Consider the following 15,145-nt stretch of genomic DNA (forward strand, 5'->3'; position numbering starts at 1 on the left):
TAATAACCCTCGGCCATTTCAGTTTCGCGCTTATGAATCGAAAAAAATATGTACTAACACATCTTATCCATAAATCATGCCATTAAATCGACTTAGAGCAAATTGCTAAAAAAATTATGTATGTATATTGGTGTTAATTGTAGAAAACAAGGCACGATTTACTCGCGCCTTGTTCCTATATTATATACTAAGTATAAAATTCACTTTGAGAAATGTCTAGCTTCAGCGCCTAGCCCCTCGAGTCACTTCGATCCGCCCGATGAAGTCAAAGAACGACTTCACCGGTCGGCCCTCCAGTGCTTGTCGGGGCTGACCAAGGCGCTTACGCTTTTCTCTTATTATGCAACAGTTTTGCTGTTTTCTACAAGGAAATCAACTGCTTTTTTCAATTGAAGGTCGCCTTTGATTCCGTCAAGGCTTCCGCCTAGTGCTGCTTGGATTTGGTCAGCAGTCATATTGTACATTTCAGACATTTTTTGAAGCTCTGCACTTACTTCTTCATCTGTAACTTCGATGTTTTCAGCTTTTGCAATTGCTTCAAGAGTCAGGTTCACACGTACGCGTGTAGCAGCTTCTTCTTTCATTTGTTCGCGAAGAGCAGCTTCGTCCTGTCCAGAGAACTGGTAGTACAGGTCAAGGTTCATGCCTTGCATTTGCAAGCGTTGTTCGAACTCATTTACCATGCGGTCGATTTCAGTATCGATCATTGATTGAGGAACATCGATTTCTGCGTTAGCTGCTGCTTTTTCTACAACAGTGTCACGTTCGAAATGTTCTTTTTGGTGACCTTTATCGTGTGCAAGACGATCTTTGATCTTCGTCTTAAGCTCATCTAAAGTTTCAACTTCTTCATCAGCATCTTTAGCGAACTCGTCGTCTAGAGCTGGAAGTTCTTTTCCTTTGATTTCGTGAATTTTTACTTTGAAAGTTGCAGGCTTACCAGCAAGTTCAGCTGCATGGTACTCTTCAGGGAAAGTAACCTCTACATCTTTTTCTTCGCCAGTAGCTGTTCCAACTAGCTGCTCTTCGAAGCCAGGGATGAATGAACCTGAACCAAGTTCAAGTGCATAGTTTTCAGCTTTTCCGCCTTCGAAAGCTTCGCCGTCAACGAATCCTTCGAAATCGATGACAACACTGTCGCCATTTTCAGCAGTGCCTTCTTCTTTAACAACAAGCTCAGCTTGCTTTTCTTGCATTGCTTTTAATTCGTTCTCTACTTCTTCATCAGTTACGTTTGTGTCGAATGCTTCTACTTCAAGTCCTTTGTACTCGCCAAGCTTAACTTCAGGCTTAACTGTAACAGTTGCCTTGATGATCAAGCTCTTGCCCTTTTCGATTTGTTCTACATCGATTTCCGGGCGGTCAACTGGCTCGATACCAGTTTCGTCGATTGCATTTGAATATGCTTCTGGAAGAAGGATATCAATTGCATCCTGATATAAAGACTCTACGCCGAAACGCTTTTCGAACATTTGGCGAGGCATTTTTCCTTTACGGAATCCTGGTACGTTAATTTGCTTAACGACTTTCTTGAATGCAGCGTCAAGACCTTGGTTGACCTTTTCTGCATCTACTTCAATTGTTAGAACCGTTTGGTTCCCTTCTCTTTTTTCTACCTTTGCAGACATACAGTTCCCTCCAACAATAATCTATTGTCATTTTCATTCGACGATGAATACTCTTGTTAACCAAGCAATATTCCAGATTAAATGTAAAATAGAATGATTTTTACATAATACAACCACTACATTATAACACAGGATTATTTCGTTTCAACAGCCTGGACTATATTATCGGGTAAGAAATTTCTTCTAGCCTCCGGATAAAGTCCAAAACCTGCTCTGCCGCCTCGGCCTCGCTATGGTATATTTCCGCAAATGACTCGAGCGGATCTTCGAATCCATAATACTCATTGGCGGTAAAATGGCAGGCAGCAGCCCATGCCGAAGCCTTCCCGATTGGCAGTTCGAAAGGATAGACCAAAAAGAGGTATCGTTCGACCAGCCTTTGTACATTTTCAAATAAAACAGGATCATCACTTTCAATCTCGCGGCTTAAAAGTTGGATGACACCGCTGTCCTCGATATATTCCTTCAGTTCGGGTAAACGTGCTGGATTGAACAATTCTTCCCATTCGAATTTATGCACCAGTGTTTCTTCTGCATACTCTTGTTCTTTCAATATATTAAGCAGCATCGTTTTTAAAAAGGGATGCCCTTCTCCTGATACGACATATTCCTTGATTTTTTCAATATAGGGTCTTATGTTTACCTTCGCAAGTTCAGCAGCAACCATTACCTGATCGTTCGGGCTCTTATAGTCAAACAGATTAAGCTCTTCCTCTTCAGGCTCATCTTCAAAACTCTCAATGGGTTCCATTTCTGTATCGCCGTTCAGCATCCGCTTGCCAAATTCAAGCATGGTGATGAAATGCTCATGCTTGTCACCCGGGATTTCCCGTTCCTCCAGAAGAGCTTCGATGGTCGCAACAACTTCTTTGTATTCATTCAACTGGACAAGGATCATTAGATACATATCAATCACTTGTATGTAATCACCCAGTCCGCTCCGGAGCATCTCCGCCACAATTTCCTTGGCCTGATGGGTATTGCCTGCTTCATAATTAGAAAGGGCGAGGCCAACGTATACATCACTGTTCTCAGGGTCATGCTCCAAAGCCTGCTCAAGAAACTGAATAGCATCCCTGTACTTCCGCTGTTTTAAATAGTCGAGGCCCTTTTCCAACAGACGCTTTTCCAGACCGGGAAATAGGATCACATTATCCTCGTTGGATTCCCGTTTTTTCATACACATACCGCCTTACTTTTTAAAAGTTCACTATATTAATTCCATTGTATTTTTCTTTGAGTTCAGCTTTTTTAGAAAGTTTAGCATGAATCCCTGAAAAAACAAAAAGATTCACAAGCTATGCCTGTGAATCAATCGTTTTTTATAAGTTAGATTACTTTTTCTGTATGCTTATTCTCATATTCTCTGATACTGTCTTCAAGCTGGAGCGTTAGTTCGATTTCATCCCAGCCATTGAGGAGCATGTTATACCAATACGGAGAGATATCAAAACTTGCTTTGAATCCCTCGTGGTCATAAACCACCTTCTGTTCCAGCGAAACATTTAGTTCATATTGCTGCCCGCTTGCATTCGTAAGCAAATAGGTTACGTCTTCCTCTGGCAGAACGATCGGGAGAATTCCGTTTTTCAGGCAATTTTGTTTAAAAATATCCGCAAATGATGGAGCAATCAAAACCTTGAAGCCATAATCCAGCAACGCCCATGGCGCATGCTCCCTGGATGAACCGCAGCCGAAATTCTCATTCGCTATTAAAATGGATGTTCCTTCGTTATCCGGATGATTCAGCTCAAATTCTTCATTGAGCTCACCGTTAGTCTTATAGCGCCAATCGTAAAACAGATACTGTCCAAATCCCGTTTTTTCGATTTTCTTAAGAAATTGCTTCGGAATAATCTGGTCAGTGTCAACATTTGTCCGGTCCATCGCAGCAACTTTCCCCTTCATTTCTGTAAATCCCGTCATTTTAGGCTCCTTTCATCGAAAAATATCTTTTTGTTAAACTAAATACATTAAAGTCGTAGCTTTTTCAAAGCAAACTCAGAAAATAGGTAGTGAAATGACCCGAAATTTCCGTTTTCGGGTCATTTTCAAGTCGGTATTTTTAGCTGGAAAAATTTTTCTCTTATTCAACGATGATTATTGCACGTAGGACCTCGATAATTGCACCATTCAGGCTATTATTTGAACAAAAAATCACATTAATTGCACCATTAAGACGACTAATTGCACCTTATCCCATTATTTGGTAAAAACCCTAAACGGTAATGCCCGCCATCGACCTGACATCGACAAAGTGCCCATGAAGGGCGGCAGCTGCTGCCATTGCGGGGCTGACTAAATGGGTGCGGGCTCCGGCTCCCTGTCTGCCCTCAAAATTCCTGTTTGAAGTGGAGGCACAGTGCTCGCCAGCCGGTACAATGTCTGCGTTCATACTCAGGCACATGCTGCAACCGGATTCCCGCCATTCAAATCCTGCTTCGATAAAAATCTTGGCGAGACCTTCTGCTTCTGCCGCCTTCTTGACCTGCTGCGAACCGGGTACGACAATCGCATCGACTCCAGCGGCCACTTTTTTACCTTTGACGATGTCGGCCGCCGCCCTGAGATCCTCTATTCTTGAATTCGTGCAGGACCCGATAAAGACTTTCGTTACATTAATATCCGTAATCAGCTGACCTTCCGTTAGTCCCATATAATCAAACGCTCTTTGTACAGACTTCCTTTCTGCATCAGTCTCACATTCTGCCAGATAAGGCACTCTTTCTGTTACTGGAGCAGTCATTGACGGGTTCGTACCCCAGCTGACCATAGTTGATATGGCATCGCCATCTACCGTGATGGTATGGTCATATTCTGCATCATCATCAGAGCTGAGCTGCTGCCATTCAAGGATTTTATCGAGGAAGGCATCTCCCTGTGCTACATATTTCCTTCCATTCAGATAAGCGAAGGTTTTTTCATCAGGGGCCACGAGGGAGGCCTTGGCTCCTCCTTCAATGGACATATTGCAGATAGTCATCCTTTCCTCCATCGACATCTTCCTGATGGCATCGCCGCAAAATTCAATTACATAACCGGTACCGAAATTGACTCCATGTTTACTGATAATGAACAGGATGAGATCTTTAGCGCTCACTCCAGGTGCAAGAGAGCCGGACACCTCAACTTTCAATGTTTTTGGCTTTGTCTGCCAGAGTGTTTGAGTTGCCAGCACATGTTCAACCTCACTGGTGCCAATTCCGAAGGCGAGGGCTCCGAATGCACCATGCGTAGAAGTATGGCTATCTCCGCAAACAATTGTCATCCCAGGCTGTGTTAATCCCAATTCAGGTCCGATGACATGGACGATGCCTTGCTCAGGACTGTCAAGGTCGGCCAGTGTAATGCCGAATTCAAGACAATTCTCCCTTAAGGTATCCATCTGGGTCTTCGCAACAGGATCAGTGATCTCATGCCGGTTAACTGTTGGTACATTGTGGTCCATGGTCGCAAACGTCAAATCCGGGCGCCGAACAGACCGTTTTTTCTGCCTCAGTCCCGAAAAAGCCTGCGGGGAGGTTACCTCGTGAACAAGATGGAGGTCAATATACATAAGGTCTGGTTTGCCTTCCTCCTGACGCACTATATGCTTCTCCCAAATTTTTTCGATGATCGTTTTCCCCAAAAATACCCTCCCCTTTTTTAAATCATTTTTCATCTATTTATTTGCAAACTGTCTGATAGTTTAAATTCCTGCTTTATGCGTAAGCACCCATGATATTCAGGATCGCTTCATTGTCCAGCAGTGCCGCTTTAATCTCTTCAACCATCCCTTCAGTCGTTAAAAATGGTGTGCCAAATACGGCAATGTCGCGGGTTCTGCTGCCAGCGTCCAGCACCTGCTCTACCGCATTCTCGATTGCCTCAGCTTCTTCTTGAAGGCCAAAGGACAGTCGAAGCATCATTGCGGCTGACAGGATCATTGCGATCGGATTGGCCGCGTTCATACCAGCGATATCTGGTGCAGAACCGTGGATTGGCTCATATAGATATGGCCCTGCAGCCGAAACACTTGCTGACGGCAGCATGCCAAGCGATCCGGTAAGCACGGAGGCTTCATCGCTTAAAATATCCCCAAACATATTCTCTGTGACAAGTACATCGAACTGGCGCGGGTTCTTGATCAGCTGCATTGCGGCATTATCGACCAGCATATGGTCAAGCTGGACATTTGGAAAATCCATGGCGACCTCTTCCGCTGTTTCGCGCCACATCCGGCTCGATTCCAGAACATTAGCTTTATCGACAGAAGTGACCTTCCCTTTTCTCATGGCAGCCAGTTCAAATGCGTAACGGATGACTCTCTCCATCTCGTTTTTCTGGTAAAACAATGTATCTACTACAGAAGCTTCGCCTTTCTGGACAGATCTCTCACTTGGCTTCCCAAAATAGAGCCCGCCCGTCAACTCCCTGACCACTACCATGTCAACCCCTTCAACAACATCCTTGCGCAGTGGCGAGATCCCGGAAATACTTGAGTAATATTGAACAGGACGGACATTCGCATACAAACCGAGCTCTTTCCGGATTTTCAGCAGTCCTTTTTCAGGGCGAATATGACCAGGCATCCGATCCCATTTAGGGCCGCCTACAGCACCTAACAGAACTGCATCACTGGACTTGCAGAGGTCTAGTGTATGCTCCGGCAGCGGCGTTCCAAATTCATCGATTGCTGCTCCGCCGATTTCTCCATAAGTAAAATGGAACTTTTGGTTAAAAAGTTCAGCAACTGCCTGGAGGATGGTAACCGCCCCCCTGCTTACTTCTTTGCCAACGCCATCTCCTGGCAGGATTGCGATCCTTTTTTCCATTACATTCGCCTCCGATTTCTTAAGTATATTTTTTAACCGCTGACTGCGACTTTCTTCGTTTCTTCCATAAATAGAACTCTATTGACTGCATTTAAGTACGCCTTTGCCGAAGCTTCAAGCACATCCTGTGCGAGGCCTCTTCCACTTGTCTCGACACCGCCAAAGTCCAGCTTTACATATACCTGCGCCAGGGCATCCCTGCCTGCTCCAACAGATTGAATCCTGTAATCTAGCAAGCTAGCCTTTTCTTCCATGCAATTTTCAAGCGTATTATATAAAGCTTCAATGCTGCCAGAACCTGTAGACGCTTCCTGGATCTTTTCATTTTGGCAGCCATAAAGGGTGACCGTCGCAGTTGGCACCTGGTTGGTCCCATATTGGACCTGAATGGAATCAAGACGGTAATATTGCTGTTCTTTTGACAGATTCTCTTCCAGGATGATGGCCACTAGGTCATCATCTGTCATTTCCTTTTTCCTGTCCGCAAGTTCCTTGAAAACGGAAAATAATTTATTGATATCCTGCTCAGGGACCGTCAGCCCAATCTCATTCAATCTGTTGCGGAAAGCGTGGCGGCCAGAATGCTTTCCGAGAACCATCGAGTTATTCTGCAGTCCAACAAGCTCAGGCGAGATGATTTCGTAGGTTGTTTTCTCCTTCAAAACTCCATCCTGGTGGATTCCCGATTCATGTGCAAAGGCATTCCTTCCCACCACGGCTTTATTGGCTGGTACCGCCATACCGGTCAACTTGCTGACAAGGCTGCTCGTTCTGCTGATCTCCTTAAGGTTCAATCTAGTTTCCGCCTGGTAAAAGTCTTTGCGGATATGAAGAGCAACTGCGAATTCTTCGATTGCTGCATTTCCTGCCCGCTCCCCTATCCCATTGATCGTTCCTTCAACCTGTGCGGCTCCTGCAGATACAGCTGCAAGTGAGTTGGCGATCGACATTCCAAGGTCATCATGACAATGTGCTGAAAGTTCGACCTTACTAATAGAAGGAACATGCTCTCTCAAGTAAGTGAATATTTGGCCATACTCCTGCGGCGAAATATATCCGACAGTGTCAGGAATATTGATAACCTTTGCACCGGCTTTAATCACCTCTTCTACAATTTCAGCAAGGAAATCAAGCTCGGTCCGGCAGGCATCCTCAGCAGACCATTGAATGACAGGAAACTTGGCTGCCGCATACTTTACGGTTCTTACCGCCGTTTCAATGACCTCAGCTTTTGTCTGCTTCAGCTTATGGATCCTGTGGATCGGTGAAGTGGCGATGAATAAGTGAAGCCTAGGCTCTGCCCCATGTCTCAATGCTTCCCAGGCAGCGTCGATATCTGTTGTAACCGATCTTGCCAGCCCTGTAACCGAACATCCTTTAATTTGGCGTGCAATTTCAGCTACGGAAGCAAAGTCCCCTTTAGATGCTGCTGGAAATCCCGCTTCAATAATGTCAACATTCAATCTCTCTAATTGCCTGGCAATCTCCAGCTTTTCGGAAAAATTCAAATTGACCCCGGCTGACTGCTCTCCATCCCTCAATGTCGTATCAAATATTTTAATTCTTCGCACTGGCAGCCACTTCTCTCTGCTTTTGTTTGTTGACAAACGGCATCATCTTTCTTAATTCTCTTCCTACCTCTTCGATCTGGTGGCGGTTTTCTTTTTCATTGATAGCATTAAAGACCGGCCTGTCGTTTTCATTTTCCTCAATCCAACCTTTTGCAAAAGTTCCTTCCTGGATGTCTTTCAGAACTCTTTTCATTTCCTCTTTAACCTGGTCATTGACCACTCTCGGTCCGCTGACAAAGTCGCCCCATTGAGCTGTGTCCGAAATCGAATAACGCATTCCTTCAAGTCCGCCTTCATACATCAAGTCCACGATCAGCTTCAGCTCATGCATCGTTTCGAAGTAAGCCAGTTCCGGCTGATATCCTGCTTCGACAAGTGTTTCGAAGCCTGATTTCACGAGCGAGGTCAAACCGCCGCATAACACTGCCTGTTCTCCAAATAGGTCCGTTTCGGTTTCTTCCTTGAAGGTTGTTTCAAGCGCACCGGCCCTCAATGCACCGATCGCTTTCGCGTAAGCAAGTGCAAGTTCCCTTGCAGTCCCCGATACATCCTGATGGATCGCGAACAGTGCCGGCACACCTGCTCCTTCTTGATAAGTCCTTCTAACCAAATGTCCAGGACCCTTTGGAGCTACTAGCAAAACATCACAGCTTTCCGGCGGGACAATCTGGTTAAAATGAACGTTAAAGCCGTGAGCGAACATAAGCGCCTGGCCTGTCAGCTGAGGTTCGATCTCATTTTTGTACACCGCAGTCTGCCGCTCATCCGGCAGAAGAATCATGACCACATCAGATGATGCCACAGCTTCAGCAACTGTTTTAACTTCAAAGCCATCCTGCTCCGCTTTCTCCCATGACTTCCCTTGTCTTAACCCAATGACAACCTCAACCCCACTGTCACGAAGATTTTGCGCATGGGCATGACCCTGTGATCCATATCCAACTACCGCCACTGTTTTCCCGTTAAAATAAGTCTCATTTGCATCACCGTTATAGTACATTTTCGCCATATTTACTCTCCCTTTCCGGATATAAAATTAGTGTATTTTTAATCGGTTTCTTCTTGAGTCTTGCTTTTCGATCAGTTCTTGAATGAAGTAACTTCTGCCAAAGATTTTCGTTTATCACTTGTTTGACTAACAACAACCTTTACGAAAAGATTTTTATCAAACAAATGAAAATGTTTTTTGCTGCCCTGTCCGCTGGTTTCCCCTAGGGAATGCTGTCGTTCCGGTACGGGCCAATTCTCTGATTCCGTATGGTTTAATCAAATCGATAAATGCCTCAATTTTTTCCGTTTCGCCTGTCAGTTGGATGATGATGCTATCCTTGCTGACGTCGATCACCGAGGCCCGGAATGGTTCAATGATCGAGTAGATTTCTGCCCGGTTATGCGGCAGGACTGGCACCTTCATGAGAATCAGCTCTCGCGCGACAATCGCCTGGTCACTGATATCTGCCACCTTAAGGACATCAATCTGTTTATTGAGCTGTTTCGTGATTTGTTCGACCATCCCGTCATTCTCCACATGGACAACACAGGTAATCCGCGAAACTCCCTCCTGCTCGGTGAGGCCTACTGAAATGCTTTCAATATTGTAGTTCCGCTTCGAGAATAAGTTTGTGATCCTGTTCAGTACTCCTGGCCGGTTCAATACCGTCATCGTTATGATTCTTTTCATTTCTTCACTCCCACCATTTCGTGGATTCCTTTCCCAGGTGCGATCATCGGGTAGACATTTTCGGCTCCGTCGACCCTGAAATCGAGCAGCACCGGCTCTTTGTCATGCAGGACCTGATTCAGAATTAAATGTGCTTCTTCCTCCGAGTGGATTTCAAACCCTTTGATGCCATAGGCCTCAGCCAGTTTTACAAAAGATGGCTGGACCGGATTTTTACTGTGGGAATATCTTTCTTTATAAAAAATCTCCTGCCATTGTCTGACCATCCCAAGCGCCTTATTATTGAAAATCGCTATTTTGATTGGCAGCTGGAATTCAGCAATGACCGCCAGCTCCTGTGTTGACATCTGGAAGCCGCCATCTCCGAGAACGGCGACAACACAGGCAGATGGATCTGCCAGCTGTGCTCCAATGCTTGCAGGCAGGCCAAATCCCATTGTCCCGAGTCCCCCGGAGGTCACCCATCGATCCGCTTGCTGGAACTGATAATATTGTGCTGCCCACATTTGGTGCTGGCCAACATCGGTCACGACAATCGCTTCACCCGCCGTTTTTTCATATAGGAGTTCCATAACCTTTTGCGGTTTTAGCATTTCACTGTTCTCGTAATGGTAAGGATGATCCTCCTTCCAGGCTGCGAGCGTTTCCACCCATTCTTCCTGGAGTGGAGGCCTGCCTTCCAGCTTTAACAACTGTCTTAATGCCTCTCCTGCATCACCGACAACCGGGATTTGCGTTGGCACATTTTTGCCGATTTCAGCTGGATCGATATCGATATGGGCAACAGTTGCTTTCGGAGCGAAATGCTTTAAATTTCCGGTCAGCCGGTCATCGAATCTTGCTCCAATATTGATCAGCAGGTCACAATTATACAGCGCCATATTTGCTGTATAGCAGCCATGCATCCCCGCCATGCCAAGGAATAGTTCATGTCCCGCCGGAAAGCCTCCCAACCCCAGTAATGTGTGGACAACATGAAGGTTCTGCTGTTCAGCATATTCTTTTAAGAGATTCGAAGCCTTTGCGTGAAGGACACCTGCCCCAGCAAGAATGACCGGCCTTTTTGCCTTGCTGACAGCTTCCGATAGTTTTCTTACTTGAAGGAAATTCGGCTCCACTGTCGGCTGATAGCCTGGAAGGTGGATTTCCTCCTCCGCTGGTACTGCCGATACGCCTGCTGCCATGTCCTTAGGGAAATCTATGACGACTGGTCCGGGTCTTCCGCTTGTCGCTATATAAAATGCTTCCTTGATGATTCTGGGGATGTCTTTGATATCCCGAATCTGATAATTGTACTTCGTAATAGGAGTCGTGATACCAAGGATGTCAGCTTCCTGGAAGGCGTCTGTACCGATTACTCCTGTCGCAACCTGGCCCGTAAAGACGACCAGCGGCAATGAGTCCATCATGGCATCAGCGATGCCGGTAATAATATTGGTCGCTCCGGGACCAGAAGTCGCGATTACTACTCCAGGTTTCCCGCTGATTCTCGCGTATCCTTCCGCCGCGTGGATCCCTCCCTGTTCATGCCTTGGCAAAACATGAAGAATGTTAGAATCATAGAGTTTGTCGTAAATCGGAAGGACAGCCCCTCCCGGGTAGCCGAAAATGACTTCGACGTTTTCCTTTTCCAGGGCTTTAAGCAGCATATCCGCACCGCTTACTTCACTCGTTTTAGCCTTTGTTTCCTTCAAGGCAGCTTCCATTTATCGAACCTCCCATTGTGAACTCACAGTTTTTTTCAAAATAAAAAAGCCCACTCCATCTCCATATGCCAGGTATGCCAGGCAAAGGGATGGAATAGGCTTTATCTCCTTATTCCACGGTACCACCCTTATTCACGCATGATGCGTGCACTCGTGACAGCTTCAGCTGCCGGTTTTGATAACAAGTGCAGGGCACTCGACCAGTTTTACTAGGTTTCCTTTCGAACTGGCGCTCCAGGGTGAGTTCACTTATCGCGGCATCTCCGGTTCCCAGCAATCCCGGCTCTCTGTGCATGCTGATCGCAATAAATTACTTGTCCCTGTCTTCGCTTTATCCATATTCAATTAGACTTTTATTCAGATCAACTGACTTGGTGGGCTTTTTCCGGATAGACCTGGATTCCATCGGCTACAACCTTTGCCCTGAACTCACGCAGGATGTTTTGCGTATGCTCTCCCGGCACTCCATCGCCGATGACTCTTCCATCTACTTTTACGACTGCGATTACTTCTGCTGCAGTCCCGGTAAGGAATACTTCGTCAGCTGTGTATACATCATGGCGGGTAAATGGTTCCTCCTTGACCTCATACCCCAGATTTTTGGCGATTTCAATGACGGCATTCCTAGTGATCCCTTCCAGTGCCCCTACGTACCCTGGCGGTGTGAGGAAAGTGTTGCCTCGCACGATAAAAATATTATCCGCGGATCCTTCGGCAACATAGCCCTGGTCATTCAGCATAAGTGCTTCACTTACATTTGCCAGATGAGCTTCGATTTTCACAAGAACATTATTCAAATAATTCAGTGATTTCACTTTAGGACTTAATACATCGGGACGATTTCTCCTTGTCGCGACCGTTACAATTTCCAGTCCACGTTCATACAATTCCTTTGGAAAAATAGCCAGGGGCTCCACAATGATGACGACATTCGCTTTCGGGCACTTATAGGGATCCAACCCAAGGTCCCCGACACCTCTGGAAACGACAATGCGGATATAAGCATTTCTCAATTGATTCCTCTCGACCGTGTCAACAACCAGGCCGGTGAACTCCTCCTTAGAGTGTGGCATGTTCAGCATAATGGACTTGCCTGACCGGTAAAGCCGGTCCATGTGTTCTTCCATCCTGAAAATGTTGCCGCTGTAAACCCGTATCCCTTCAAAAATACCGTCTCCGTATAGAAATCCATGATCATATACCGAAACCTTAGCATTTTCCTTGGTGACAAATTCACCATTTAAGTAGATCCACTGATCGGGCACAATAAACACTCCTTTAACGAATAGACGCTTTAAATTATTAAATTTACAGGTTAAAAAAATACAGTTTTACATTATTCACAAATTAATATAAAACTATGACTCGCTTTAGTTGCATTCAACTTGTTTTTTTATTTGAGGATTATCTTACGCCCAATTTTCACACTCGTCAACACCCTTTTTCTAAATTATTTGATAATTTAGATTAGTTAGTTTATTTGTATACGCTTACATTGTTGATATATTCACATTTAAATAAAATGAAATTTTTTTTGGTTGGCACATATATTGGACTTCGGTTTTCGAGATTGTCTACGAACTGGAGGGCATAAAAAAAACTCACCTTGGAGAAGGTGAGTTAAGGTATGTAGTTTAAATGGCGTCCCAGGAGAGATTCGAACTCCCGACCGTACGCTTAGAAGGCGTATGCTCTATCCAACTGAGCTACTGGGACTTGGTTGTTTTTTAAAGACAAGATTTATTATATTAGCCAAATAACTAAATGTCAATAAAAAATCAAAACTTTTTTCTGAGGGAAACCAGCTGACTCCCCTCAGAAAATCATTATAGTAGTTTTAACTTGTTTTGTGAAGTGAAAACTCCTGCCTTAACTCTGATATCTCACCATTTCCATAATCATAGATCCGCAATACCGCTTTTTTGTCTATCAGCTCCAGGATCGCATAGCTCTTTTCAGACCGGCCGCGTGGAAGCCTGATGCTTCCAGGATTGATGAACAGTACATCGTCTACCATTTCTGCACCCAGCAAATGGGAATGTCCAAAGCATACGACATCAGCCTCTAGTTCTTTTGCCTTATAGTACAAGTTTACGAGTGTAGACTTCACCGAGTATAGATGCCCATGTGTCACAAAAATCTTCACGCCATTAATCACATGAATTTCATCATCAGGAAAATGGCCATAAAAATCACAATTTCCCTTCACCGATTTGAAATTCTTAATAGCAGCATCATCTTCAGATAGCTCTGAGTCACCGCAATGGATCATCAAGTCCACATCATTGCCATGCAGCTTCTCAATTCCTTCTAGTAACTCTGTTGACCCGTGGCTGTCACTGACAATCAGCACCCTACTCATGGCGTTCCTCTCGCCCTTTAAGAAGATCATCCAGTTTTCTGATCGCATTGGCCCTGTGGCTGATTTTGTTTTTTTCGTCAGATGCCAATTCAGCCATAGATTTTCGCTTTGTTTCTACGAAGAAAATCGGATCATAGCCAAAACCGTTGGTACCGCGACGTTCATTAAGGATTCTCCCTTCACATGTACCGAATACAGTCACTGTTTCCTTCCCTGGCTCTGCCATTGCGAGTGCACAGCAGAATCTTGCGGTGCGCTCGCTTTCTGGCACATCGTGAAGTTCATCGAGAACTTTGTCAATGTTGTTTTCATCATTTTTCTCAGGTCCTGCGTAACGTGCCGAATACACACCCGGCCGTCCTTCCAATGCGTCAATCTCAAGCCCTGAATCATCTGCAATCACTTTTACTCCAAGAATATTAGCGATTGCCTCAGCTTTTAGGATTGCGTTCTCTTCAAAAGTTGTCCCTGTTTCCTCTACATCATCAAGCTCTGGGTAATCGAGCAAAGTTTTTACCGCCATCCCTTTTGGCAAAAAAAGTTTCTCGAATTCCTTCGCTTTTCCTTTATTTTTTGTCGCGATTATGACAGATTCCATTTTTAGAACTCCCCTATCTCTGTTTTCCGCCCGCAATTTTGGCAGTCAATTCTTCTCCCAGAGCTTCCTTCTGTTTTTCAAACAATTCCGTGATTCCATCCTGTGCGGCCTTTAAGAGCTCTTGTAGCTGGCTGTATGAAAAAGTAGCTTCTTCTCCCGTTCCCTGCAGCTCAACGAACTCCCCATTGCCGGTCATAACAACATTCATGTCGACATGGGCGGCAGAATCCTCGACATAATTCAAATCAACAACAGCCTCACCGTTCTTAAGGACACCGACACTCGTCGCAGCAAGAAGATCAGTCACAGGAAAAGCAGACAGCTTCTTTTGCTTGCTCAGCTTCTCAAGTGCCATAGCCATCGCAACAAAAGCTCCTGTGATGGAAGCAGTACGAGTGCCCCCGTCCGCCTGGATGACATCGCAATCGACCCAAACAGTACGCTCGCCAATAGCCTCAAGGTTTACAACTGCGCGCAAAGCTCTCCCGATCAAACGCTGGATTTCCATCGTTCTTCCTGATATCTTTCCTTTTGCCGCCTCACGAATATTCCTCTGTTCTGTAGCGCGCGGCAGCATTGAGTATTCTGCTGTAATCCATCCTTTTCCTTCGCCCCTCATGAACGGAGGAACACGGTCCTCGATGCTGGCAGTACAAATCACCTTTGTATCTCCAACAGAGATCAGCACAGAGCCTTCTGGATGCTTCAGGTAATCCGTTTCAATATGTATTGGTCTTAATTGCAAGGGTTCACGCCCATCAAATCGCATTATAAATATCCTCCTT

At 45.2% G+C, this 15,145-nt stretch carries 13 protein-coding genes, 1 tRNA gene and 1 other annotated feature; all 14 genes read right to left on the bottom strand.

Annotated features, from left to right (window positions below; genetic code table 11):
• Window positions 1-338: 338 nt before the first annotated feature.
• The 14 genes from tig to rph all read right to left on the bottom strand — a co-directional run bounded on the left by tig (window position 339) and on the right by rph (window position 15,129).
• Window positions 339-1,628 carry a trigger factor gene (gene tig, locus FOF60_RS18185; protein WP_192471485.1) on the bottom strand — a complete coding sequence of 430 codons (1,290 nt, stop codon included), beginning with the start codon at window positions 1,626-1,628 and terminating at the stop codon, window positions 339-341.
• A 157-nt stretch (window positions 1,629-1,785) separates the two neighbouring features.
• Window positions 1,786-2,808: a tetratricopeptide repeat protein gene (locus tag FOF60_RS18190; protein ID WP_192471484.1), complete on the bottom strand. Its 1,023-nt coding sequence runs from the start codon at window positions 2,806-2,808 to the stop codon at window positions 1,786-1,788.
• A gap of 149 nt (window positions 2,809-2,957) precedes the next feature.
• Window positions 2,958-3,554, bottom strand: a complete 597-nt coding sequence (gene leuD / locus FOF60_RS18195; RefSeq protein WP_192471483.1) for a 3-isopropylmalate dehydratase small subunit — start codon at window positions 3,552-3,554, stop codon at window positions 2,958-2,960.
• A 292-nt stretch (window positions 3,555-3,846) separates the two neighbouring features.
• The gene (gene leuC / locus FOF60_RS18200) at window positions 3,847-5,256 is read right to left on the bottom strand and encodes a 3-isopropylmalate dehydratase large subunit (RefSeq protein ID WP_192471482.1); all 1,410 of its coding nucleotides are present in this window, start codon (window positions 5,254-5,256) and stop codon (window positions 3,847-3,849) included.
• Window positions 5,257-5,329: 73 nt separating this feature from the next.
• Window positions 5,330-6,442 carry a 3-isopropylmalate dehydrogenase gene (gene leuB, locus FOF60_RS18205; RefSeq protein ID WP_192471481.1) on the bottom strand — a complete coding sequence of 371 codons (1,113 nt, stop codon included), beginning with the start codon at window positions 6,440-6,442 and terminating at the stop codon, window positions 5,330-5,332.
• A gap of 32 nt (window positions 6,443-6,474) precedes the next feature.
• Complete coding sequence (locus tag FOF60_RS18210; protein WP_192471539.1) at window positions 6,475-8,013, bottom strand: 2-isopropylmalate synthase; 1,539 nt, start codon at window positions 8,011-8,013, stop codon at window positions 6,475-6,477.
• On the bottom strand, window positions 8,000-9,022 hold the full coding sequence (ilvC, locus tag FOF60_RS18215) for a ketol-acid reductoisomerase (RefSeq protein ID WP_192471480.1): 1,023 nt from the start codon (window positions 9,020-9,022) through the stop codon (window positions 8,000-8,002). The genes FOF60_RS18210 and ilvC overlap by 14 nt, the downstream gene beginning before the upstream one ends.
• Before the next feature lie 156 nt (window positions 9,023-9,178).
• A complete protein-coding gene (gene ilvN / locus FOF60_RS18220) occupies window positions 9,179-9,694 on the bottom strand; it encodes an acetolactate synthase small subunit (protein ID WP_192471479.1) in 516 nt (171 codons plus the stop codon).
• On the bottom strand, window positions 9,691-11,400 hold the full coding sequence (gene ilvB, locus FOF60_RS18225; protein ID WP_192471478.1) for an acetolactate synthase large subunit: 1,710 nt from the start codon (window positions 11,398-11,400) through the stop codon (window positions 9,691-9,693). The genes ilvN and ilvB overlap by 4 nt, the downstream gene beginning before the upstream one ends.
• 82 nt (window positions 11,401-11,482) lie before the next feature.
• Window positions 11,483-11,736 (bottom strand) — a binding site (T-box leader).
• Window positions 11,737-11,762: 26 nt separating this feature from the next.
• Window positions 11,763-12,665, bottom strand: coding sequence for a branched-chain-amino-acid transaminase (gene ilvE / locus FOF60_RS18230; RefSeq protein ID WP_192471477.1), 903 nt, complete (start codon window positions 12,663-12,665; stop codon window positions 11,763-11,765).
• A gap of 374 nt (window positions 12,666-13,039) precedes the next feature.
• Window positions 13,040-13,116, bottom strand: a tRNA-Arg gene (locus tag FOF60_RS18235).
• A gap of 121 nt (window positions 13,117-13,237) precedes the next feature.
• Window positions 13,238-13,762 carry a metallophosphoesterase gene (locus tag FOF60_RS18240; RefSeq protein WP_192471476.1) on the bottom strand — a complete coding sequence of 175 codons (525 nt, stop codon included), beginning with the start codon at window positions 13,760-13,762 and terminating at the stop codon, window positions 13,238-13,240.
• Entirely contained in the window at window positions 13,755-14,360 is a 606-nt protein-coding gene (locus tag FOF60_RS18245; protein WP_192471475.1) for an XTP/dITP diphosphatase, read from the bottom strand. The genes FOF60_RS18240 and FOF60_RS18245 overlap by 8 nt, the downstream gene beginning before the upstream one ends.
• A gap of 13 nt (window positions 14,361-14,373) precedes the next feature.
• Window positions 14,374-15,129, bottom strand: a complete 756-nt coding sequence (gene rph, locus FOF60_RS18250) for a ribonuclease PH (protein WP_192471474.1) — start codon at window positions 15,127-15,129, stop codon at window positions 14,374-14,376.
• Between the last annotated feature and the right edge of the window lie 16 nt (window positions 15,130-15,145).

This window comes from Mesobacillus jeotgali, assembly GCF_014856545.2.
In the GTDB taxonomy this organism is placed as follows: Bacteria; Bacillota; Bacilli; order Bacillales; family Cytobacillaceae; genus Mesobacillus.

What these genes read in the sequence shown, in the direction of transcription:
- leuD (WP_192471483.1), bottom strand. Translation starts at nt 3,554, where the DNA reads ATGACGGGATTTACAGAAATGAAGGGGAAAGTTGCTGCGATGGACCGG.
- ilvC (WP_192471480.1), bottom strand. Translation starts at nt 9,022, where the DNA reads ATGGCGAAAATGTACTATAACGGTGATGCAAATGAGACTTATTTTAAC.
- FOF60_RS18245 (WP_192471475.1), bottom strand. Translation starts at nt 14,360, where the DNA reads ATGGAATCTGTCATAATCGCGACAAAAAATAAAGGAAAAGCGAAGGAA.
- FOF60_RS18190 (WP_192471484.1), bottom strand. Translation starts at nt 2,808, where the DNA reads ATGAAAAAACGGGAATCCAACGAGGATAATGTGATCCTATTTCCCGGT.
- tig (WP_192471485.1), bottom strand. Translation starts at nt 1,628, where the DNA reads ATGTCTGCAAAGGTAGAAAAAAGAGAAGGGAACCAAACGGTTCTAACA.
- leuB (WP_192471481.1), bottom strand. Translation starts at nt 6,442, where the DNA reads ATGGAAAAAAGGATCGCAATCCTGCCAGGAGATGGCGTTGGCAAAGAA.
- ilvB (WP_192471478.1), bottom strand. Translation starts at nt 11,400, where the DNA reads ATGGAAGCTGCCTTGAAGGAAACAAAGGCTAAAACGAGTGAAGTAAGC.
- ilvN (WP_192471479.1), bottom strand. Translation starts at nt 9,694, where the DNA reads ATGAAAAGAATCATAACGATGACGGTATTGAACCGGCCAGGAGTACTG.
- FOF60_RS18240 (WP_192471476.1), bottom strand. Translation starts at nt 13,762, where the DNA reads ATGAGTAGGGTGCTGATTGTCAGTGACAGCCACGGGTCAACAGAGTTA.
- rph (WP_192471474.1), bottom strand. Translation starts at nt 15,129, where the DNA reads ATGCGATTTGATGGGCGTGAACCCTTGCAATTAAGACCAATACATATT.